This is a genomic window from Aliagarivorans marinus DSM 23064 (assembly GCF_000429485.1).
Lineage (GTDB): Bacteria > Pseudomonadota > Gammaproteobacteria > Enterobacterales > Celerinatantimonadaceae > Aliagarivorans > Aliagarivorans marinus.
The window spans coordinates 58,196-81,137 of the sequence record NZ_AUBY01000016.1; the positions used below are offsets into that span (position 1 = coordinate 58,196).

General features: G+C 53.7%; 17 protein-coding genes. 10 read left to right on the top strand and 7 right to left on the bottom strand.

Annotation, left to right across the window (positions count from 1 at the left end):
- Positions 1–10: 10 nt before the first annotated feature.
- Positions 11–1,945, top strand: coding sequence for a sensor histidine kinase (locus tag G461_RS0107120; protein WP_026971318.1), 1,935 nt, complete (start codon positions 11–13; stop codon positions 1,943–1,945).
- A 17-nt stretch (positions 1,946–1,962) separates the two neighbouring features.
- On the opposite strand, the gene G461_RS0107125 is transcribed toward G461_RS0107120, so the two are convergent.
- The 4 genes from G461_RS0107125 to G461_RS0107140 form a co-directional block, all read right to left on the bottom strand.
- Complete coding sequence (locus G461_RS0107125) at positions 1,963–2,406, bottom strand: hypothetical protein (protein WP_026971319.1); 444 nt, start codon at positions 2,404–2,406, stop codon at positions 1,963–1,965.
- 173 nt (positions 2,407–2,579) lie between these two features.
- Positions 2,580–3,212 (bottom strand): DUF2959 family protein, encoded by a 633-nt coding sequence (locus G461_RS0107130; RefSeq protein ID WP_026971320.1) that lies wholly within the window; start codon positions 3,210–3,212, stop codon positions 2,580–2,582.
- 151 nt (positions 3,213–3,363) lie between these two features.
- Positions 3,364–4,464, bottom strand: coding sequence for a response regulator (locus G461_RS0107135; RefSeq protein ID WP_026971321.1), 1,101 nt, complete (start codon positions 4,462–4,464; stop codon positions 3,364–3,366).
- Positions 4,465–4,480: 16 nt separating this feature from the next.
- Entirely contained in the window at positions 4,481–9,238 is a 4,758-nt protein-coding gene (locus G461_RS0107140) for a PAS domain S-box protein (protein ID WP_026971322.1), read from the bottom strand.
- A gap of 491 nt (positions 9,239–9,729) precedes the next feature.
- Here G461_RS0107140 and glmS point away from each other — a divergent pair, with 491 nt between their 5' ends.
- The gene (glmS, locus tag G461_RS0107145) at positions 9,730–11,565 is read left to right on the top strand and encodes a glutamine--fructose-6-phosphate transaminase (isomerizing) (protein ID WP_026971323.1); all 1,836 of its coding nucleotides are present in this window, start codon (positions 9,730–9,732) and stop codon (positions 11,563–11,565) included.
- 147 nt (positions 11,566–11,712) lie between these two features.
- Positions 11,713–12,342, top strand: coding sequence for a class I SAM-dependent methyltransferase (locus G461_RS0107150; RefSeq protein WP_026971324.1), 630 nt, complete (start codon positions 11,713–11,715; stop codon positions 12,340–12,342).
- A 348-nt stretch (positions 12,343–12,690) separates the two neighbouring features.
- Here the strand turns inward: G461_RS0107150 and G461_RS26215 are convergent, their stop codons facing one another.
- Positions 12,691–12,969 (bottom strand): hypothetical protein, encoded by a 279-nt coding sequence (locus G461_RS26215; RefSeq protein ID WP_169727236.1) that lies wholly within the window; start codon positions 12,967–12,969, stop codon positions 12,691–12,693.
- Here G461_RS26215 and G461_RS0107155 point away from each other — a divergent pair.
- The 4 genes from G461_RS0107155 (at position 12,911) to ptsP (ending at position 19,306) form a co-directional block, all read left to right on the top strand.
- Positions 12,911–14,830: a PTS mannitol transporter subunit IICBA gene (locus G461_RS0107155; RefSeq protein ID WP_026971325.1), complete on the top strand. Its 1,920-nt coding sequence runs from the start codon at positions 12,911–12,913 to the stop codon at positions 14,828–14,830. The two genes, G461_RS26215 and G461_RS0107155, sit on opposite strands and share 59 nt — an antisense overlap.
- A gap of 81 nt (positions 14,831–14,911) precedes the next feature.
- On the top strand, positions 14,912–16,069 hold the full coding sequence (locus G461_RS0107160; protein WP_026971326.1) for a mannitol-1-phosphate 5-dehydrogenase: 1,158 nt from the start codon (positions 14,912–14,914) through the stop codon (positions 16,067–16,069).
- Between the two features lie 17 nt (positions 16,070–16,086).
- Positions 16,087–16,722 (top strand): MltR family transcriptional regulator, encoded by a 636-nt coding sequence (locus tag G461_RS0107165; RefSeq protein ID WP_026971327.1) that lies wholly within the window; start codon positions 16,087–16,089, stop codon positions 16,720–16,722.
- A gap of 4 nt (positions 16,723–16,726) precedes the next feature.
- Positions 16,727–19,306, top strand: coding sequence for a phosphoenolpyruvate--protein phosphotransferase (ptsP, locus tag G461_RS23590; protein WP_035479681.1), 2,580 nt, complete (start codon positions 16,727–16,729; stop codon positions 19,304–19,306).
- 42 nt (positions 19,307–19,348) lie between these two features.
- Here ptsP and G461_RS0107175 read toward each other — a convergent pair whose 3' ends face one another.
- Together G461_RS0107175 and mtlA are read right to left on the bottom strand one after the other, a co-directional pair.
- Positions 19,349–19,879 carry an MltR family transcriptional regulator gene (locus tag G461_RS0107175; protein WP_026971328.1) on the bottom strand — a complete coding sequence of 177 codons (531 nt, stop codon included), beginning with the start codon at positions 19,877–19,879 and terminating at the stop codon, positions 19,349–19,351.
- Positions 19,876–20,928 (bottom strand): mannitol-specific PTS transporter subunit IIC, encoded by a 1,053-nt coding sequence (gene mtlA / locus G461_RS23595; protein ID WP_051333423.1) that lies wholly within the window; start codon positions 20,926–20,928, stop codon positions 19,876–19,878. The genes G461_RS0107175 and mtlA overlap by 4 nt, the downstream gene beginning before the upstream one ends.
- A 293-nt stretch (positions 20,929–21,221) precedes the next feature.
- Between mtlA and G461_RS0107185 the strand changes: the two genes are divergently transcribed.
- The 3 genes from G461_RS0107185 (at position 21,222) to G461_RS0107195 (ending at position 22,938) form a co-directional block, all read left to right on the top strand.
- Positions 21,222–21,878 (top strand): HAD family hydrolase, encoded by a 657-nt coding sequence (locus G461_RS0107185; protein WP_026971329.1) that lies wholly within the window; start codon positions 21,222–21,224, stop codon positions 21,876–21,878.
- A 95-nt stretch (positions 21,879–21,973) separates the two neighbouring features.
- Positions 21,974–22,612, top strand: a complete 639-nt coding sequence (locus tag G461_RS0107190; protein ID WP_026971330.1) for a hypothetical protein — start codon at positions 21,974–21,976, stop codon at positions 22,610–22,612.
- A complete protein-coding gene (locus tag G461_RS0107195; protein WP_026959368.1) occupies positions 22,612–22,938 on the top strand; it encodes a hypothetical protein in 327 nt (108 codons plus the stop codon). The genes G461_RS0107190 and G461_RS0107195 overlap by 1 nt, the downstream gene beginning before the upstream one ends.
- Positions 22,939–22,942: the final 4 nt, after the last annotated feature.

Sequence of the window (22,942 nt, forward strand, 5' to 3'; positions counted from 1 at the left end):
GGGAGCCTTTATGCCTGTTTCCAAGAGTGAACTACGTTGGTTGAATGTCAAAACTGCCATTTTCGCCGGTATTTTGGGCGTGCTTGCAGCTTTGAGTGGTTACCTACTGTTCAAGACCGAACGTGATCATTACCAGAGCGAGTTGAGTGCCCAACACTCGGAAGTGCTGCGTCATGCGATGGATACCTTCTATCACGAGTTGGTGGTGCTCGAAGATATACTGAATTTGGTGCTGAGCGATGAGTTGCTGATATCGGGACTGCATCGTGATTACTTTATTGACCGCTCCTCGGTATCAACGGTGCTTAAACGCTATGCCCGAGTCATCAAAGGCATTAACAGCATCCGCTGGATTGATGATAGCGGCATGGAACAGGTTCGAGTGGATGTCAGCGACACCGCGATCACCGTGGTTCCCCAATGGGACTTGCAGTCAAAAGCCGACCGCTACTACTTCCAAGACGGGATGCGCGTTGCTCCGCCGCGTATGTATTTGTCGCCCATCGACCTGAATGTAGAGAATGGTCAAATCATCGAGCCGTTTCAACCTGCAATGCGCCTTTCCAAGGTCACTGGCGTGCGTGACCGATTAAAATCAGGCTTGTTTATCATCAACTACGACCTGAGTGAGTTACTAGCCAGCGTTGCTGCCATCTCTTCTGACAGCCTGCAGCTTCAGCTCAGTGACCAACAAGGTTACTGGTTGGTGCATCCAGATACGACGATGACCTGGGGCGATGAGCTGGGGCAGCTGCAAAACAATATCGCCGCTAAAGACCCCGCGCTGTGGAGCATGCTCTCTTCCCAAGAGGCGATAGATACCGAGTTCTACTCTGGCGGTGTTGTAAGTTATGAGCGCATACCCATCTATGGCTTTGCCAATGTGTATCCCAAGCGTGAGCTGCTGCTCGTGAGTATGACTCCGGCTCACGTGGTGCAAGGCAAAATGCAGCGCTTTGTGTTTAATGCGGTGAGTGTCGGCATTATCGTGATGCTGCTTGGCGCGATCTTCATTCTCCGTGACCACAAATCACGCTTGGCGGTGCTGTCTATGGCCGGGCAGATGCGTGCTGACATGCAGGAGCTAAACCGGGTAAATGGACTGCTTGATAACACCTTACGGCAACAGCAACAGCTCACTGAGGATCTTGCTGAGACCAAGCGCTTGTCGTCCCTCGGCGTGATGGTGGCAGGGGTCGCCCATGAGCTAAATACCCCCATTGGTGGGGCTGCCTTGTCGGTATCGGATGCGTTCGCCAGACTGCAAAGCCTGAAACAGGCAGTGACCCAGGGGTTGACCAAAAGTGCGTTCGAGCAATATATCTCGCAGTCGGATTCGAGCCTGGAGTTAGCGCGCTCGAACTTGAGCCGGGCCACCCAAATTGTGAAGAGCTTTAAGCGGTTGACCTTGGAGCGAACCCACGACGACATCATTCAGTTCAACCTGCGCGAGTTTATTGAGGACTTGGGGAGGGCGTTGGTCCCAGAGTTTAAAAAGAAAGGCGTAGAGTTAGAGATAGAGGTTGAGCCGGCGCAGATGATCACCACGCATCCGGGCATCCTTTCACAGGTGTTGGAAAATCTTATCTTGAACGCCTTGTCTCATGGCTTCAAGGAGGCGGTGAAAGAGGGCCGGGTGACCGTATCTGCTGTTGGTATCGGCGCCGAGGAGCTAGTGATCAGTGTCGCTGATAACGGCGCGGGCGTGCCGGAGTTTATGCAAGACACTATCTTTCAGCCGTTTATTACCAGTAAGCGGGCACAAAAGCACACTGGCCTCGGTTTGCACTTGGTTCATCAGTGGGTTGCCCAGTGTTTAGGTGGGACCATTCGGCTGGATAAAAGCTACCAGAAAGGCGCCCGGTTTATGCTGGTGGTACCGTTAGAGTATCAAGACCCCATGCAAAAAGAGTCGCCTGTCAGCCGAGCAAATAACGTCGCGTAACGTGCAGTACCTTTGATTTAGTTCTCGGTTAGCAGTGAGTTTTGATTGTTGAGCGCAGAAGTCGCCAGCTGCGCTGGAGGTGAGATACTGCGGATAGGGGTAAAGGTATAAACGGCTTGCTGTATCTCCTCCCAGGCTTCATCCTCGCTCAGCAGCTCTCCCGATTTGGAACACAGCAAGAAATTACATATCTCGATATCAAAGGGGCTCAACACTTCGCTCATCAGCACTTGCTGAGGGAACTGCTGGGGCTTGAGGTAGTAGCGCACATAGGTGCAGCGCAAAAAGTCGGGGATGTCGAGGGTGCGCCAAATAAAGCCAAACTCAGCGATGTCTTCGACATGCTGGTGGTTAACGATGCTGGCGAGATCCTTCGCTTCTTGATGGGCGCCATCACGATAGGTCTTCGGCGATGCTATCAGCCGCTTGGTGAACTCGATACACGAATAGATTGGCTTCAATATCATTCCCGTTTGTAGGGGGATATATTAATGATATATGAATCAACAATGTGCGATGTCATTTATAGGTCAAATTTGATGACGTGCATCTAAAAATGACTATTTAAGGGGGAGCAATGCCGCTCCCCGGTCTTACATCCAGCAGGCTGCGCGTGGTTAGGGAAGCGAGAACGTTAGTTCAGCGTGCTGATAAAGCGCTTCGACTCGTCGATGGCTGCTTGCATCTCGCTTATCAGGGCTTCTATCTCTCCCTCTAACTGGGTGAACTCATTGCCAATCGCGCCCACCGCTTGTGCATTCAAGTTGTGTTTAAGATACAACTCGTTGTCCTTCAAGCGTCTTAACACCGGCTCCATACTGCTTTCCGCCCGGCGCATGGTGGTGAGCATCTGTTGATATTGAACTTGGGTGTCTTTTAGTCGTTGCTCGCTCTGTTTGCGCAAGGAGTCACTTTGATACTCGCTAAGTTCTTGTTGCCATTCCTCAAACAGGGCATCGGCTACGCTGGCAACCTTGTCGATGCGGCTGCTCACCTCCTCGGCGGATGACACCGACTTTTTATACTGACTGGAGACTTGATCGTAGACCTCTTCCAGATCACCGCCGTCGAACTGCGTGAGTACCTGCAACTCCTCAAGGGCTGAACTGAACTGCTGCTGGGCTTCTTGCTGGCTGGACTGCGCATCGGCTACCCGATCAACGAGGATTTCACGTTTGTGGTAGCCCACTTTTTCCATTGCGTTGTAGTAAGTTGATTCACAGCCAGATATGAGTAGGGCAAGCAGTATTGCGGGGACAAACTTCATTGAGAGATCCTTTCTCGGGAGTTGAAAACATTTAAAACAGAGTTGCGAGACACAGTTTAGCTTATCATTTGTTGGTGGGGCAAAAGCCACTGGGCTCGAGTCATGCTCAAGCCGTGCTTGTTCAAGGCCGAAATCGATAGGCGCTTACATGCTATATCTGGAAGTTGCTACCCCCTTTACTGGCTATCAGCTTCTCCACTTTTTTAATTAGCGTACTGGCGTTGGTTGGCTTGACGATGTAGTCCTGAGCGCCTGATTGAATACACTGGCGAAAGATATCTTTATCAGAATGACTGGTTAGCATGATAACCGGTAATTCGAGGGTGGCGGGGCACTCTCTTAGCGCTTTGAGGGTATTAAAGCCGTCTAAGGTGGGCATATCGATATCCAGAATAAGCAGCTTAGGTTGCATTACTTTGGCTTTAAACAGTGCCTCAGCGCCGTTACCCGCCCGTTCAACGTGGTAGGCTTCCCGCTCTAAGATTGACGCTACAATGTTTTGCATCACAGGGTGGTCTTCAGCCACGATAACGGTACTCTTGCGATTGGCCTTGCCTTTGCGGATCTTGTCGATGGCTTGGCTAAAGTCGGTTAGCATCTGAGACTCGGGGTTTTTCACCTCCATCACCCCTTGGGTTAGGGTCTCCTGCGGCAGTTTTTCCAGCAGGCCATTTAGCTCGGTGACCTCCAGTGACGACAGTACACTCTCCAGCGCTTTTTCCCACTCAGCACGGGGGATCTCATCGAGCACTTGTTCTAGCGGTGTTTGCTCCTCCTCTTCGGTGTCGACAAACTCTTCCAGGCGCGCTTCTAACTCTTCAATTTGCTTGGCTTGCTCGACTTGCTGGTTGAGCCATTCGATTGAACGTTTAATCAGTAGCCGAACACGACCAACGTCATAGACCGGGCGGATGGTGTCATAGATGTCGAAGTGATTTTCGAAGCAGGCTTTGTAGGCCAGTTGCCGTTGGTCCTTGTCACAAAAAAGAATGCTGCGGAAGTAGCTCAGAGGAGCGTCGAGAAGGCTGTCGATTTGCTGCTTGGCGGTAATTGCGGACTTGGGGTCGGCAAAGGCATAGATGATCAACTGAGGGCCGGTAAACTCGTTCAGCAATGGCTTGCTCTCTTCTTCCCCAAGGGTAGTGGGAAGCTCAACAACGGGGGCGCTGCTGGGCGTGAGTAATTGACGAATAATGTCGATAATCTCGTGAGAGTCGAAAACAACGATAATGCGTGACGTGCTGATATTCATATTCGCTCCTGATTAGTCAGACGATATGGCTTTGTCTGAGGCTGTCGCCAATCTTGTTGGCAAGCAGATCAATGTCGACCAAGATCTTGTTGACGGTATCAATGTCTTGGTACTGATGTTCAATTTGTTTAAACAACTCGCTAAGCTCGAGTGCGCCGCTGGAGGCGGTTGCGCCTTTAGCGCCATGGGCAATTGAGCGAATGCTGTTGAAATCGGCGCTACCCACGGCTTCATTTAGGCGCTGTTGATCGCTCTCAAGGCTGGTCCAGAACATTGCCAGCACCGATTTGGCGAGCTCTTCATCGTCGCAGCCCAGTACTCGGTAAAGATGTTCGTTGTCGATGCCATCGACAGTGATACCATCAGGCTCTTCAACGATGGTGGCGGGCTCGAGGGAGTCCCCGATCTCCTTAAAGTGATTGCTCAGGCATTTTTGCAGCGCTTTTAAATCGACCGGTTTGCTCAGGTAATCGTCCATACCCGCATTGCGGCAATTCTCCGATTCGCCGGTTAAGGCGTTGGCGGTAATTGCTATGATGGTAGGCCGGTTCTGGGGCTTTTCTATCTGTCGAATCGCTTTGGTTAATTCAAAGCCATCCATCTTGGGCATGTGGCAGTCGGTCAGTACGACGCGATGTTGATGGCGAGTCCATAACTCCAGCGCCTCCAAGCCATCTTCTGCCATGTCATAGCAATAGCCGAGCTTGTCGAGCTGCTTGGATAGCACTAAGCGGTTGGTGGGTTGATCCTCGGCGCACAGAATAACCCGGCCTTGACGTTCGGCTTGCTCGCGATCGGCCAGAGCGGGGATGTGGTCAAGGTCAATCACGTTGCTGAGTGCGTGTAACTCAGCGCTGTCCAGGCCACATAACACGGCAACACCAAACATCAGCTCGCTGGGCTTGAGCGGGTGGGCGCCGACCACATAGTAAGTCGGGGTCATGCTGCCATGTTCTGAGAGTGGGTCCTCATTGAGCAGCAGCATTCGCCAGCCAAACATGGAGATGTTGTCGTCATCGCTGTCGGTGATAACAACGACTTGGTTGAGGTTTTCCAGGCTATCTTCAGGGAGGGTGTCGAGTATCTCTCGTGGCCCAAGGCGCTCTGCTACGTCCCGGCAAACCTGCCCGTGCAGCGGGTCTTTCACCATCAGCACAATTGAGTAGCTTGAGATGTCGTATTTGCCGAACACATCGACGAACTCGCTGGGTGGTGAGCTGGGTATCTCCACGGCAAAGCAGCTGCCTTTGCCCGTTTCGCTGCTTACCGATACCGAGCCGCCCATCAGCTCAACAAATGACTTAGTGATACTCAAACCCAGTCCGGTACCGCCATATTGCCGGGTGGTGGATGAATCTGCCTGAGTGAAGGGCTTAAATAGCGAGCCTATCTGGGCTTGATTCATGCCGATCCCTGTGTCTTCGATCTGCATGTTGAGCATGCCGCGGACTTTGTCATAGGCAAGGATTATCGATACTCGGTCATGCTTTTGTTCACCACTGGTAAACTTGATGGCGTTGCCTACCAAATTGAGCAGCACCTGTCTGACTCTGACGGGGTCAAGCTGCAGCTCGTCGGGGATCTCGGTGCGCGCCAGCACGCACAGTCTCACGCCTTTGCGATTTGCGTTGATCCATACCGTATCAATCATCTTCTCGACGGTGGATAGGATGGAGATATTCAAGATCTCTAGTTCCATCTGGCCGGATTCAATTTTGGAGAAATCGAGAATGTCGTTGATGATATCCAGCAGCGCGTAAGAGGAATCTTTAACCGTTTGCACCATCCGGGTTTGGTCATCGCTCAGGGAGGTGTCTTTGAGCAGATCGACCATGCCGATGATGCCGTTCATCGGGGTGCGGATCTCATGGCTCATAGTTGCCAAAAACTGGGATTTTGCCTTGTTGGCTTGCTGGGCGGCCTGAGACTCTTGGGCCAGCTTGGCTTGGATCTCCCGCTCTTCGGTTATGTCGAGATTAATGCCGTGAATGACCACCGCCTGATTGTCTTCATTGGTGACCACGCTACCTGCCGATTTCACCCAACGAAGCTCTCCGGTTGATTGGCAATAGGCGCGGTACTCGGCGTGGTAATCGCTGCCATCTTGAATCGCCATAGAGAGCGATTGCTCGGCGTTGGGCATGTCGTCTGGATGTACGGCGCGCTTCCACAGCTCGTAACTTGCGGTCTCTTCAGGGGAGTAGCCAAACAGTGCGAAACTGCCTTCGTCCCACTTGACCTCTCCGGTTACCAAATCCAACGACCAGTTACATATTCCCCCCGCATCAGAGGCAACCTGCATGCCTCTTAGTAGCTCATCGATTTGCTGTTTCGAATCCTGCAGTTTTTGCTCGGAGGCTTTGCGGCTGGTGATGTCCTCAAAGATAGCGATAAAGTACTTGGCCTCCCCGGTATCGGTTGATACCAGTGATACTGCCAGATTGGCCCAGAAGCAATCGCCTTTGCGGGTGACAAATTCCAGGTCGTCGCTGAAGTTGTCGATCTGCCCCTCTTTCAAGCGTTGCCACAACTGTTGGGCGGCGTTGTCTTTATCCAGCGAGATATCGGCATAGTTCAGTCGAAGGAAGGCTTTTTCTGGGTAACCAAACAGTTGGCAGAGCTTCATATTCACTTCGATAAACTGGCCTTCCAGCGATATTCGGGCAATCCCCATCGCCGCTTGACCAAAGGCGGTGCGGTAAATCAGCTCACGCTCTTCTAAGGCGTGGCGTAAGAAACGCTCGGAGGCTTTACGTTGCTGATGTTCGGTCTGGTCTTTGACTACGGCTAAATAGGCGTGTAGGTCCTCGGTATACACTTCGGCGATGGCCAATTCGACCGGAAAACGGCGTTTATGAAAATGTAGGCCGTCGAAGTCATCGCTGGCGGCAAACTCGTAGGCGATGTCCTGGATGGCGATGGACTCGATACCTTGGCTGGCACGCAAGGTAAACAAGGCGGTGATGGTGCTACCAAACAGTTCCTCGCGCTTAAGGCCAAATAGTTTCTCAAAGGCGCGGTTAACATCCATGATTTGGCCTTCGGGGGAGAAGATCACCATGCCATCGGGGGCGGTTTCCCAAACCGCTTGCAATCGGTTTGCCGCACTGCGCGCCTCTTTAGTGCGCTGCTCTATCTCGGTTTCCAGCGCCTGGCGATCTTGTTGGGCCTTCGCCAATGCTTCAGTTACATCTTCATGGAAGGCGATGTAGTGGGTCAGCGCACCCTCTGAGTTGTAAACAGGATCCAAACGTAGCTTATTGGTAAAGGGTTGTGCGCCTTTCTTGTAATGGGTCAACGTCACCGACACGGGGTTGCCAGCTGCTATGGCATTGTCGATCTCACTTAAGGCTTCGGGTTCGGTGCCGGGGCCATTAAGTAGTTCGGTATTGCAGCCGATGATATCGCCTGATGCGTAGCCGGAGAGGGTTTCAAAAGCTCGGTTGGTGTAGACGATAGGGTGCTCGGCCTTACTGATATCAGAGACCCAGATGCCAATAGAGCTGCTGTCGGTGGCGCGTTTTTGGATCTCCAGCCAGAACAGCTGTTGCTCATTTTGCTCGCGTAGTCGGTCCCTCTCTATCAACACCTGCTGTAGATTACCCAGCGAGCGAGCCATATTGCCGATTTCATCGCTACGGCGAATGTTGGGCAGCTCTACTTGCGAGTTGCCCAAAGCCAGCTGATCCATGGTATCTGACAAACTGTTAAACGAACGGCTAAGCCGCCAACACACCAGTCCGCCGCCTGCCATGGTCAACGAAACCAGCACTAAGGCAAAGCTAATGGCTGAGGTTTTGATCCGCTCAGACTGCCGGAAGGCTGCGGATTTAGGCATGCTAATAAGTGAGGACCAGCCTAGCCCGGTGAAGTCGTGGGCCCCCTTGCTGCGGGCGAAACCGACCACTAGCTCTTGGTTCGTGGCCCCCTCCACAACATTGCCAGACAAGCCGGATACCGCAAGGCGCGCCGCTTCCATTCCCTGTGATTTGAGGTTTACTGCGTCGATGCGATCGAAGCTGCGGTGGTACTCCGGCGAGCCCTGCTGCAGTGGCGCAAAGTCGATAAGCAGCTTGCCGTCTTTATCGATCAACACTAGCTGCGTGTCTTCCATCCCTTTGGCGGCGAGCAGGGCGTAGTGGCTCTCGAAAATACTCTCGATACTGGCGAGGTCGACAATGTTTACCCAAACCCCAGCGATATTCCCTTCGGTATCGAGGATCCGCGAGCCAAAAATGAGGTCGTAATGGTCGGGGTTGGGGCTCAAGATGTAACGGTAGGGGCCGGCGACCACCGGGCTGGTGGCGACCTCTCCGGTCTTAACATCCTCGTTGTTTAATATCTGTTGAAACCACGCCGAGGCTGCCACTTTTTGCTTGGGAATAAAGATCCCTTGCAGCGTTCTTCCTTGGGCGTTGCGGCTATTGGCAGCCAACAAGCTGCCGTCGGTGTCGAAGATGGCTATGCGCCGGTAGGCTTGGTAGTTCACCACCAAGCTGTTGAGCTTGGCGATCATTTCGGGTGAGGTGGAGATATAGGCCAGTTTCCCCGGTTCTATATCGCCCAGTGACAGGGAGAAGGTTTGCACATTGTGGAAACGTTCGAACAGCATGCGGTCGACTTCGTCAATCAGCAGTCGACTCTCTCTGGCGAACGAGGCCTTTTGCCTTTCAACGAGTGCTTTATCGGCCTGCCAGATAATGTAAAACACCGAGAGCAGCATTAAGCCCACGGTGATGGCTAGTGCAATCAGAAACTTTGGATAGAGTTTCATTGGGTCTCCCTGAATCCCTTCGAGAAATCGATAGCGCGATGACTTGCTTGTGTTTCCCTAGTGGCAAAGCCTCTCCGACCCACATGGGAGGCTTACTACTTTGCTTCCTTGCCTAGATTTAATGATATGTCTAACTATTAATAAATGCCTATTTTATAAGCTAAAGCCGTGGCTCAGGTCACTTACAGCTAGGATTAAATGGCTGATGATTTGCGACACGGGTAGATAACAAGGCATCAAGTTTATTGGATGACCTCAATGCCTTTCGAAACGAAAGGACGGTTGTTGGCAATTTATGCGGGCATTGTTGCGGATGTGGCAGACTGATTGGATTGAAATTTAGAACGATTTTAAATATTGAACTTTCGAAGCGAAAGAATATAATCGTAAACCGAAATTGATTGTGGCTTTGACCTTCACTCAACTGGAACGAGTAGAGCGGCAAAGCAAGACAGGACTAACGTTGCTTAGAATCTAAAGGGGAAAAGCATATGTGTGGCATTGTTGGGGCAGTAGCACAACGTGATGTGAGTGAAATTCTGGTCGAGGGACTGCGTCGCCTTGAGTACCGCGGATACGATTCTGCCGGCGTTGCGCTGTTGGATCACCAAGGTGAGCTGAGCCGGGTTCGTCGCCTGGGTAAGGTAAACGAGCTTGCCGAAGCAGTGAAGGAGTCCGGCGTTGAAGGGCGCATCGGCATCGCACATACCCGCTGGGCCACCCATGGCGAGCCGAGCGAAGCAAACGCCCATCCACACATTTCAAACGAAACCATTGCGGTCGTTCACAACGGAATCATCGAAAACCATGGCCCACTGCGCGAGAAGCTGCAGGGGCTTGGCTATAGCTTTAGCTCACAAACCGACACCGAAGTAATTGTGCATTTGGTGCATCATGAGCTGAAAAGCGCCGATTCGCTGCTAATCGCGGTGCAACGCGCGGTAGCCCAGCTAGATGGTGCCTATGGCACTGTGGTGATGGACAAACAGCAGCCCGATCAACTGATCGTTGCTCGCTCAGGCAGTCCACTGGTGATTGGCCACGGCTTTGGCGAAACCTTCCTGGCTTCCGACCAATTGGCTCTGCTGCCTGTGACGCGTCGTTTCAGCTATTTGGAAGAGGGCGATGTCGCCCAGATCACCCGTGCGGGCGTCACCGTATTTGATGTTAACGGTGCGCCGGTAGAGCGTGAAGTTATTGAATCTACCGTAGAGCACGACGCGGGCGGCAAGGGCGGATACCAGCACTTTATGCAAAAAGAGATCTTCGAGCAGCCTAAGGCGCTGCAGCAGACTCTGGCTGAGCGAGTGAGCGACAGCGGTGTGGCGATTAATGCCTTTGGCACCAAAGGCGAGGAGTTACTGGCCAAGGTTGAGCACGTACAGATTGTTGCCTGTGGCACCAGTTACAACTCGGGCATGGTTGCGCGTTACTGGTTGGAAGAGGTGGCAGGTGTGACCTGTAATGTTGAGATTGCCTCAGAGTTTCGTTATCGCAAATCGGTGGTTCGTCCTAACTCGCTGTTCGTCACCTTATCTCAATCTGGTGAGACCGCCGATACGCTAGCGGCACTGAGAATGGCCAAAGAGCTGGGCTATATGTCGAGCCTGGCCATTTGTAACGTACCGGGCTCGTCGCTGGTGCGAGAATCTGATCTGGCCTTTATGACCAAAGCGGGTGTGGAGATTGGCGTAGCATCGTCCAAGGCATTTACCACTCAGCTGGTGGCCTTGTTACTGTTGACTATGGGCATTGCCAAGTCGCAGCAGCGTCTGGACCCAGAGCTGGAGCTGCAAACCGTGGCCGAGCTTAAAGCACTGCCAGCGAAGATTGAGCAGATGCTTGAATCATCCGAGAGCATCGAACAATTGGCGGCGGAGTTTGCCGACAAGCACCACGCACTGTTCTTGGGGCGTGGCGATCAGTACCCAATTGCGATGGAAGGCGCACTGAAGCTCAAAGAGATCTCCTACATTCACGCGGAGGCTTACGCGGCAGGTGAGCTCAAACATGGCCCCTTGGCGCTGATTGACGCGCAAATGCCAGTAATTGTCGTTGCGCCGAACAATGAGCTGTTGGAGAAACTGCACTCGAATGTGGAAGAGGTGAGAGCCCGCGGCGGCATTATGTACGTGTTCGCCGATCAGCAGGCTGGATTTAGCAGCGACGACACCATGCGCGTGCTGGAGGTACCACACTGTGCTCAGTTGGTCGCGCCAATCTTATACACCGTACCGCTACAGCTGCTTTCCTATCATGTGGCTTTAATTAAAGGCACCGATGTGGATCAGCCACGAAACCTAGCCAAGGCGGTAACAGTGGAGTAGGCAATTCTCTATGTCGTCAATCAGGCAGCGCAACATGCGCTGCCTTTTTTATTGCCATGCAATGGCTGCGCATCATCGTGTTGTAATATGCTCAGGTTGTACTCACTAGCAGCCGTAGCATGCCAACAAGCGGATAAGGATATCACCATGGGCAAGCCTGAACAGTTTTGGGACAAGGTGGCGGAGAAGTATTCACGCTCTCCGGTCAGCGACGAAGCCGCTTATCAGAAAAAGCTCAAGCAGACCCAGCAATACATGTCTTCGCACATGCGTGTGCTGGAGTTTGGCTGTGGTACAGGTACCACGGCCATACATCATGCACCGCATGTGGCGCATATCGATGCCATCGACCTCTCCAACAACATGCTAGATATTGCACGCGATAAGGCCCAGCAAGCGGGTGTCAGCAACATTACCTTCCATCAGGGCACGCTAGAGCAGTTTAACGTCGAGAGCGAAAGTATGGGTATGGTGTTGGGGCTGAGCATTCTTCACTTGTTGCCCAATCGAGATGCGACCCTTTCAGAGGTGGCAAGAATACTTAAACCCGGCGGTGTGTTTGTTAGCAGCACCGCATGTCTGGGTAGCTCGATGTTGCGCTATATCACCTGGCTTGCACCACTTGGCAAATTGTTAAACCTAATGCCTGACGTTTATGTAATGACTGAACGGCAGTTGGCAGGCGAGTTAATTAACCATGGGTTTGCAATTGAAACACAGTGGCATCATGGCACCAAAAATAGCAGTGTGTTTATTATTGCGCGCAAAGATAAGTGAAAACTCCCAGTAAGCTCTTGTTGAACATTCATCGTGATGTTGGTCGGTGTTAAACAGATCAACGTGAATTTAGCGTGGCGATATACGCAGGCTAACTAGACCTTGTTTATGGTCGAATTATGCGCCTGAACTCTGCAATTTTCCTCTCCCAACCTCGTTTGTTTATCCGTCATTTAGTGTGATGTGAATCACTCTTGCTGCTTGAAAATTATAAATGCATCACTGTTAATGTGATCAAGATCTCTTTGGGAAATTAGCTGGCGCAAAATATATAGTGATATCCGTCACATATGTGACTCGAAAATAAGCATGCCACTCAGTGTGATCTGGATCGTCTTTGTAAATAAGTCAAGAAGTAAAAAAAATATCACGCGTCACAAAATTCGTTAAAACTGTGGCATGAGTGTGATCTGTGTCACTCCGGAGTTTTCCCGCATAAAAATCAAGAGTGATGTGTGTCACATAAAATTTGTACTTAGTCACCGATACTTCGCTTCGAAGGTTGCCGGCGCTGTTAAAGCCGTGGGTTGCTGGCTGAAGGAACATCACAACTACTGGTACAAACATTATGCTTAGCTCTAATGCAAAAATACGCATCCAAAGCTTTGGACGCTTTTTAAGTAACATGGTAATGCCCAACATTGGCGCCTTTATCGCCTGGGGTTTTATCACCGCGCTATTTATTCCCACTGGCTGGCTGCCGAATGAATCGTTAGCCGCACTTGTGGGCCCAATGATTACTTACCTACTTCCCCTGCTGATTGGTTATACCGGCGGTAAATTGATGGCCGGTGAACGTGGCGGTGTGGTCGGTGCCATCACCACCATGGGGGTGATTGTCGGCAGCGATATCCCGATGTTTATGGGCGCAATGATGGCTGGTCCCTTAGGTGGCTACGTGATCAAGCACGTTGATGCCTACTTCCACGGCCGTGTCAAAAGCGGCTTTGAGATGTTGGTAAACAACTTCTCTGCGGGCATCGTCGGTATGATCCTGGCACTGCTGGCATTCAAGCTGATTGGTCCGTTCGCCACTGGCATCGCAGCGATGCTGGAATCTGGCGTCGACATCTTGGTGCAAAACGGTTTGCTGCCACTGACCTCGGTACTGGTTGAGCCCGCGAAGATCCTGTTCCTGAACAATGCGATCAACCACGGTGTATTCTCGCCACTGGGTATTCAGGAGTCGTCAGAGGTGGGTCAGTCGATCTTCTTCTTGATTGAAGCCAACCCCGGTCCTGGTTTAGGCGTACTGCTGGCCTACCTGATGTTTGGTCGCGGCGATGCCAAACAGTCTTCTGCAGGTGCGGTGATCATCCACTTCTTTGGCGGTATCCACGAAATCTACTTCCCGTACGTGCTGATGAACCCACGCCTGCTGCTGGCAGTGATTGCCGGTGGTATGACGAACGTGGCGGTGCTCAGCTTGTTCAATGCCGGTCTGGTATCGCCAGCATCACCGGGTAGTATCTTTGCGGTATTGCTGATGACGCCAAAAGCGTCGCTGATTGGGGTATTGCTATCGGTTGCGGCATCGGCCTGTGTATCGTTCTTGGTGGCATCATTCTTTGTTAAACGCGCTGCCAGCGACGAGCAAGGCTCAGGTGACCTGGAAGCGGCCACCGCGCAGATGAAGTCGATGAAAAACGATGCCAAACCTGCTGTGGCAGTGGCGAGCATTGCCTCAGTTAACACTCAAAACATCCGTAAGATTGTGGTGGCCTGTGATGCGGGTATGGGCTCAAGTGCCATGGGCGCTTCAGTTCTGCGTAAAAAAGTCGAAGCTGCTGGCTTGGACATCGATGTAAGCAACTTGGCCATCAACGACCTGACCGCCGATATCGATATCGTTGTTACCCACAAAGACCTGACCGACCGTGCGGTACAGAGCTGCCCGAGTGCCCAGCATCTGTCACTCACTAACTTTATGGATCAGGCCTTCTATCAGCAGTTGGTAGACAAGCTCAGCCAAGCGGCTGCCCCACAAGCGCAAGCCCACACGCAAGCTAGCGCTCAATCGAATGCGGAGCCACAAGAAGGTGAGGTACTGAGCCTTAGCAACATCTCATTGAACCTGCCAAGCACCAATCGCGACGATGCTATCCGTCTGGTAGGGCGCAAGCTGCATGACGCGGGTTTTGTCGACGAAGGCTATGTTGAAGCCATGGTCGACCGTGAGTCACAAGTCTCTACCTACATGGAAAACGGCGTCGCCATCCCTCATGGCACCTCAGATGCAAAAGGTCAGGTGCGCAAAACCGGTCTGGTGGTATGCCAGTTCCCTGAAGGGATTGCCTTTGGCAGCAATGGCGAGAAAGCCAAACTGCTGATTGGCATTGCGGCTAAGGGTAATGAGCACATGGCGCTACTTTCCAGCCTGGCCGACCAGATTGCCAATGGCGAACTTATGGAGCTGCTTGGCTCTACCGACAGCAACGCCCTTATCTACAAGGTGCTCTCTGGGCAATCTTCGGTGTCCATGGCGTAAGCCACTGATTTAAGTCTCTAACCCCTTTCAATTCACTAACTAGCTGGTAGCCGTGGGCTACCGGCCTAGCGGAGCTTTGCCATGAATAAGGCGATTCACTTTGGCGCAGGTAACATCGGGCGCGGATTTATAGGAAAACTACTGGCGGATGCGGGGCTTCAAGTCACCTTCGCCGATGTGGACGATACGCTGGTATCGGCCCTTAAAGACAACCAGCAGTACCACGTAGACATTGTCGGTGAGCAGTGTGTCACCGAACGGGTCACTGGGGTCTCGGCCATCAATACCCTGCAGGAAGATATCACCCCCTTGCTCACCCAGGTTGATCTGGTGACTACAGCGGTGGGTCCTCAGGTACTGCCCAAGCTGGCCAAGCTGCTGGCCGACGGGATCATCGCCCGCCAGGTGCAGGGCGCGAGTCAGCCGCTCAATATCATTGCCTGCGAGAATATGGTTTGTGCCAGCAGCCATTTGAAGACGCTGGTAATGGGCCTGCTTGAGCCTGCGCAGCAGGACTGGCTGGAAGACCATGTTGGATTTGCCGATTCGGCGGTTGACCGCATCGTGCCACCGACCGTGGACAATCAGGGCGATCCGCTGCGGGTGACCGTTGAAAGCTTCAGCGAATGGATTGTCGACCAGACCCAGTTTTCTGGCACCCCGCCTGAGATTGCAGGCATGCAGCTGACCGATAACCTGATGGCCTTCGTGCAGCGCAAGCTGTTCACACTCAACACTGGCCACGCGGTAACCGCGTATTTGGGCATGCTAAAGGGCTACAAAACCATCGCAGATGCGATCAACGACCCTGAGATCGAAGCCTCGGTGCGCAGCACCATGCAAGAGAGCGGCGAGGTACTGGTCAGAACCTTTGGCTTTGAGCGCGACGCACACCAAGCCTACATGGATAAAATCATCGAGCGTTTTCGCAACCCTTACTTGACCGATGAGCTGCTGCGGGTAGGGCGCCAACCCTTGCGAAAGCTCGGCAGTGAAGACCGTTTGATGAAGCCCCTGCGCGGCACCATCGAGCTGGGTCTGGGCAACCAAAACCTGCTCAAGGGCATTGCGGCGGCCTTTTTGTATCGCAATAAAGACGATGAACAGGCCAACGAGCTTCAACACATGATTGAGGAGCGCGGCATCGAAGAGACCGCCTCTGACATCACTGGCTTGTCGCCGGTGAGCACCATGGTTGAAGCCATCGTGCGCAACTACAAGCGCTTTAAGACCGCTTAAGGCGCGAGGCCACGCTGATGACGACGCCCGACTCTAAGCCACTCTCGCCACTGAGCGCCTTGCTGAATAGCAGTATTGGTCGGCTCGGTGAGCGATTAGAGCAGCTATTGAGTCAGGTGCTCAGTGGTGAAGACGATGCGACTCGCTACGTCACGGCGCCGCTGTTTTCCCAGCGCGGCCCCTTGGCGGAGCCCTTGGTGAAGGCGCGCTTAATGGTGGCTTTGGGCTACCTGTCACCGCAGCACTTTGCCGACATCATTACTTTGCAAGCCATTGTTGAGGCCAGTTACCGAGAGCCTTCAGAACAGATACCGCCAGCCGCACCAGAGCATTACATCGCAGAGCTGTTACCAAAGTTGGCCAAGCTAAGCGGCTTTGACAACAGCTTGCTCAGACATTTTTACGTTCGTCTCGATAACTTGCCGCAGGAAAACGCGCTACGAGACGAGTACCTACAGACCTTAAACAAAAGTATTTATTCGGCACTCGAGATAGCCATTGATTCGCTGTTAACCGAGGTGGGAGCCAGCCAGGACAAGGGCAGCAGAGCGGCTGCGGGACTGGCGAAAGAGCGTCCAACCTCTAAGCAAACCGACGACGGTTTGCTACTCAGCCGTTTGGTTAAAACCGGTGCTAAGAGAGCGAAGGAGTAACACCATGAATCTTCCATCGAGCCCCAAAAATCTACAAACCCTGGTTGCTCCTTTAGCGGGCACCCTAGTTGAGTTGGACCAGGTTTCTGATCCCATCTTTGCCAACAAAATCCTCGGCGATGGTATTGCCATTGAGCCGGAGAGCGACACCCTGGCTGCCCCTTGCGATGGCCTTATCGTTAAAGTCCACCCAGCCAAGCACGCCCTAACGCTGCAAACCGACACGGGCATCAAGCTGCTGCTGCACATCGGCATCGATACGGTATTGCAGCGTGGCCAAGGCTTTGAGTGCCTGATAGAGCAGGGCCAGCGGGTGAGTCAAGGTGACCCCTTGATCCGCTTCGACCGTCAGGCGCTGCAGTCGCATGTCGCCAGCCTTGCCACGGTAATGGTGATCACCAACAGTGAGAATGTGCTGCACTTTATTCCCTCTAAGGGCGCAGTCAGTGGCGGCGATAAGTGCCTGCAATTGCTGTTGGAAGGACAGGCGGCCAACGCGCCGGTCCACCAAGCGGAGGAGCCGTGGCAAAGCAGCGCGCCCATCGAACTGCTATTGGCCGAGGGCCTGCACGCTCGCCCCAGTGCCAACTTGGTGGCGCTGGCCAAGCAGTTTAGCGCCGATACCCAGATTGAAGCCAACGGCCGCACCGCCAACGCGCGCTCAGTGACGGCCCTGCTTGGTTTGAACACCGTATGGGGCGACAAGCTAACGGTGCAAGCCAAAGGCAGCGATGCCAAGCAAGCACTGATGCAGCTAGAGCAAGCCATTCGTGAAGGACTGGGCGATGAGTTGAGCCCGGTTGCGCAAACCGAAGCCGCGCCAGATTGGCTGGAAGAAGCGCCACTGATTGGCAAGGTCAGCCACGATCCCAATGTGTTGCAAGGCGTCGCCGCGTCACCGGGTTTAGCCGTCGGGCAGTTGTTGCGCTTGCAAGAGGAGCGGTTCGAGTACCCAGAGCTAAGCGAGAACAGCGGTGAAGCACTGGCGACATTCACCCAGGCGCTGGAGCAAGCGGCAAGCCAGTTACAGCAGCTGCGCGATGAGGTGATTGCCCAAGGCAACGAGCAGCAGGCAGAGATCTTCAGTGCCCACCAAGAGCTGTTGAGCGACCCGGATCTGGTGGAGCATGCCAAAGCAGGCATCATTCAAGGCAAGTCGGCGGCCTACGCCTGGCAGCGTGCCATTGATAATCAAAGCCAAACCTTGGCTAGCCTGAACAACGCCTTGCTGGCCGGGCGCGTCAGCGACCTGGAAGATATTGGCAAACGTGTGCTGCGTTTGATTCTGGGTCAAGCCGAGCCGAGTTTGCAGCTACAGGAAAACACCATCTTGCTTGCCCGCGATCTCACTCCATCGGTTACCGCCAAGCTAGATACCAGCAAGGTGATTGGCTTTGCTACTACCGAAGGAGGCGCGTCCAGCCACTCGGCGATTCTGGCGCGCAGTATGAACCTGCCAGCCATTGCCGCGGTGGATGACGCGGCAATGGCCTTGGCCGATCAGACCAACGTGGTGCTCGATGGCTACCAAGGTCAACTGAAGATTAACCTCAGTGATGAGCAGCTTGCGGCGATCCGTCAGCAACAGGCCGACGATGCCAAGTTGGCTCGCCAAGACAAGGCCTCGGCGCATCTGGCGGCGGTAACCCTCGATGGCCAACAGTTAGAGGTGGTGGCAAACATCGCCAATGCCGATGATGCGCGGGCCAGTGTTGAGCTTGGCGGCGAAGGCGTGGGATTGCTGCGCAGCGAGTTTATGTTCTTAAACCGCGCCAGCGCGCCCGATGAAGACGAGCAGTATCTCGCCTACAAAACGATTATCGAGCAGTTGGATGGGCGGCCAATCATCATCCGCACCTTGGATGTGGGCGGCGACAAACCACTCAGCTTTTTGCCAATGCCGGAAGAAGAGAACCCCTTCTTGGGCGAGCGAGGCATCCGTATCGGTATCCGTCGTCCGGCCATCCTGCGTACTCAGGTGCGCGGTATCCTGCGCGCTGCCAAAGAGGCCAAGAGTTTGGTGCGGATTATGTTCCCGATGGTCGGCACTATCGAAGAGCTACGCGCGGCCAAGGCCTTGGTGGTTGAAGAGGCCAATAGCCTTGAGGTGAGCAACTACGAGATTGGCATTATGGTGGAAGTCCCGTCTACGGCGGTGATGGCCGATGTGTTCGCCAAGGAAGTCGATTTCTTCTCGATTGGCTCAAACGATCTGACCCAGTATTGCCTGGCAGTCGACCGGGGCCATCCAAAGCTGGCGGCGCAACTCGATGGCATTCACCCAGCGGTATTGCGACTTATCGATATGACGGTACAAGGTGCCCACAAACACGGCAAGTGGGTGGGAGTGTGCGGTGGCATCGCCTCCGATGTACAAGCGGTACCGCTGCTACTGGGCTTAGGGGTCGATGAGTTGTCGACCAGCGTACCGGCGCTGCCGGAGGTGAAGGCGCAGATCAGAGAGCTGGATATGGCGCAGTGTAAAACGTTGGCAAGCACCGCCTTGGCGCTGGCAACGGCCGAGGAGGTGCGTCAGCTGAGTCCGGGCCGTATGCCAGTACTAGCAGCGGTGGCGTGCCCGTAAAAACAGCGCTGTGAAGCAAGGGCTGACTGGGCCGATCAGCCCTTAATCGTCGCTGATCTTCTGCGAGAGGGTGGCAATGGTGAGCGCCAGTGCCGAGCGGATGCTCTTGTTGACGGTTTCAAGGTATTGGCCGCGCAACGAGTCATCGTCCGGCGCTTGAGCCAGTCGCTGCTCGAATAAGGGCAGCAGGCTCTTGTCAAAGTGGCTCAGTTGGCCCAGTGCGTCCAGCACACTCGGCGAGCTAAAGGTCAGCTCTTCTGGGGAGTACACGGTCAGGTCGCGCAGCTTGGCCAGCTTCTCCATGTCTTCGAACACATCCGACTCAATACGTCCCAATGCGACCAGCAGGCGCGCTTTTACCGTCATATCGGCAAGGGGGCCTTGCTGCTCCAGCAAGGGCGCGGTGACATAGCGGGTAGCATCGTCATTGCCTTGAAACATCTGGTTGAGCGCTTCATGCAGCAACTCTTCAAGGTGCCCGATGGACGAGACTAAACAGCCTCTGAGCGTGGGCAGATTGGCGATTAAGTCGATGACTGAGGCGGATTGTTGGCGGCTGTTGGTGCCGGTCACTGCTGTTGACTCCTGATACGACGTTCGACCACGGTATTTCGGTGGACGAAAAAGCTGGCGATGATGAACGAAACCCCGCAGGAGATCAAGACTGCAAGCAGCACCCCAAGGAAACTGTCGCGCGGTGTCATCGCGAAGATAGCAAATATACTCCCCGGTGAGGCGGTCGATACCAGACCTGCGTCAAATAAAGACAAAGTAGCCACGCCCGAAGCACCACCAAAGATAACGGCTATCAGTAGTTTGGGGTTCATCAGCACGTAAGGGAAGTAGATTTCCTGAATTCCGCCCAATAAATGAATGATGATGGCGCCAGGGGCTGAGCGCTTGGCGCGGCCGCGGCCAAACACAAAGTAGGCCAGTAGCACGCCCAGGCCGGGGCCGGGATTGGCTTCGATAAGGAAGAACAGCGATTTACCGTTCTCTAGCGAGTCATGTACCCCCAGTGGTGAGAAGATCCCATGGTTAACCGCATTGTTGAGGAACATCACCTTGGCCGGTTCCACCAACAGCGAGGTGAGCGGCAGTAGGTCGAAGTGCAGCAATACGTCGATGCCGGAGCTTAGCAGCAGAGTGGTGGCCTCAACGATGGGGCCGATAACGGTAAAGGCAAACAGCGCCAGTATCATCCCCACCAAGCCGGCGGAGAAGTTATCCACCAGCATCTCGAAGCCGGGATTGACCTTGCCTTGATAGAGGCTATCCACCCACTTAATCGCATAGCCTCCAAGAGGGCCTGCAATCATGGCGCCAAAGAACATCGGCAGTTCGCTGCCAACGATCAAGCCCATGGTGGCCACCGCACCCACCACCGAGCCACGTTCACCGGCGATCAAGCGCCCTCCAGTGAAGCCCACCAACAGCGGTAGCAGGTAACTGCTCATCGGCTCTACCAAAGAGGCTAACTGCGGGTTGGGATACCAGCCGGTGGGGATAAACAGTGCAGCGATAAAGCCCCAGGCAATAAAGGCGCTGATGTTGGGGAGCACCATATTGGTCAGAAAGCGACCGAACTGTTGTAGCTGGGCTTTGGGGTTGTGTGTTGTCATATTGATAGGTCTATGCTCCCGCCGGGCTGAGGTAGGATTGGAGTTCGACCTTACACTCAGCACGCAGTAATAAATTAAACACGGAAGACAGCGCTTATCCCTTGGATACAACAACCATGTAACTGATTGATTTAAGTAAAACACATGCGCATTTGCCTTACCAAGTCCAAGATGCCTTTTCTATGAACAAGGTAGCTTATTCTCGAGTTGAAGCGCGCCTCCGTCTTATTGCGGGGGGCAAACCGAATAGATAGACTGACTCCGTTCCGACGATGAAGAAAGGTGACACTGCTATGCCCATTTCCACCGTGCTTTTTGATATGGATGGCCTGATTTTCGATACCGAAGGCCGCTATAAGCTGTGTTGGCAGGCGGCGGCCAGCGAGCAGGGCTTCACCTTGGACGATGCGTTCTACCAAGGCTTTATCGGCGTGCAAGACGCGCAGTGTGAACAAATGCTGCTTAGCCACTTTGGCAGCCGCTTCGATCTATCGCGCTTTCGCCGCGAACGAGACCAACAACTCGCCGCGCTGTCCAATAAACCGGTAGACTACAAAGCTGGTTTTGCGGCGCTGTTCCAGCAGTTGATTGCCCAGGATTATCGACTGGCACTGGTGACCTCATCGAGCTTGCCGCAAGTACGCCACCATTTTGCCGATAGCCCTTGGCTGGAGAAGTTCGAGGTGGTGATCAGCGCCGAAGATATTGCCAATGGCAAACCCGCACCGGATTGCTACTTGCTCGCCACCGAGCGGCTGGGCGTGACACCGGCACAGTGTATGGTGTTAGAAGATTCCAACAACGGCATGCGCGCAGGTATCGCGGCGGGGTGCCATGCGGTGATGGTGCCGGATTTACTCAAGCCCGATGATGATGTGCGCGCCAATGCCATGGCCATTGTAAGCAGTTTGCTGGAGGTGCCAGCGCTTCTCTCTCAAGCCAATGCCTGAGGTATAACTGGTCTACTTAGTTTTAAACTCTACCTTTTAGTTTCTATAGTTAGCCACTGCTGGTTGTTTAAACACAGGCTCGCATAGGAGCGACCATGAGTTCAGAACTAAAAGTCGTTGCCCCGTTTACCGGAGGCTGGGACTCTCAGGCGGATTATGATGCAGAAGAGACTCGCATCGTGCGCAACCTTCCTAATACTTGGGAGATCATCCTCGGCTATGACAACCTTGCTGACCTAATTACCAAGGTCAATCAGCTTCTGACGATAAACCCCGGGAATCCCTGCCTCAAGGTGTTGGAGATCGTCGCCCATGGTAACCCTATCTCCATCAACGATATGTCGCGCTTGGACGTGAACAATTGGGCGGCTCAACTTAAAACACTGAACTGGTGCGATGAGGCGGAGATCTACCTCTCCGGTTGTAACACCGGTCTGCCGCGTACCACCCGTATTCAAGACCCCGCCCGGGTCGGCCCCATTGCCCAGCAGTTGGCCGAGGCCATGCCCTTCGATGCGCAGAACTTTGCCCACAAAATCAGGGTGTATGGCAGCAAGGGCTATCTCAGCGGTAGCCACGGCGAGGGCAACGAGAAGATCGTCGACAGCTTTAACGAATACAACTTTGCACTCGCCTGGCCGCCGGTCACGCGCACGGTGTGGCAGCGCTATCCCGGTGGCAGCAACGCCACTGGCAATGCCTGCTGGGCGAACTTTAAGAATGGGAGTTGGTAATGGCTAACAGTATCCGCATTGTCGAGTACGCCACGCAAAACGAGCTGCTGCTCGACAGCTATCAACAGGCCTTGGTAGAAGATGAGTTGAGACGGGTGGAAGGTGGCTGGCTTCGTCGTAATCTCGGCGAATGGTTGTCGCGTTTTTGGCCGCGCGGGCGGCCGGTGAGAGTGCGTCCGGATTGCCAGATCATCGTCGAGGAAAACGGCCGTCTTATCGAGTATCTGCTTACCAGCGACTCGGTGCTGTATCGCCACGGAAGCGTAGTGAATCACCAGTTCTACATGGGCTTGCTGCTACAAGAATGGCTGGGGATCCGCCCTTAACTGA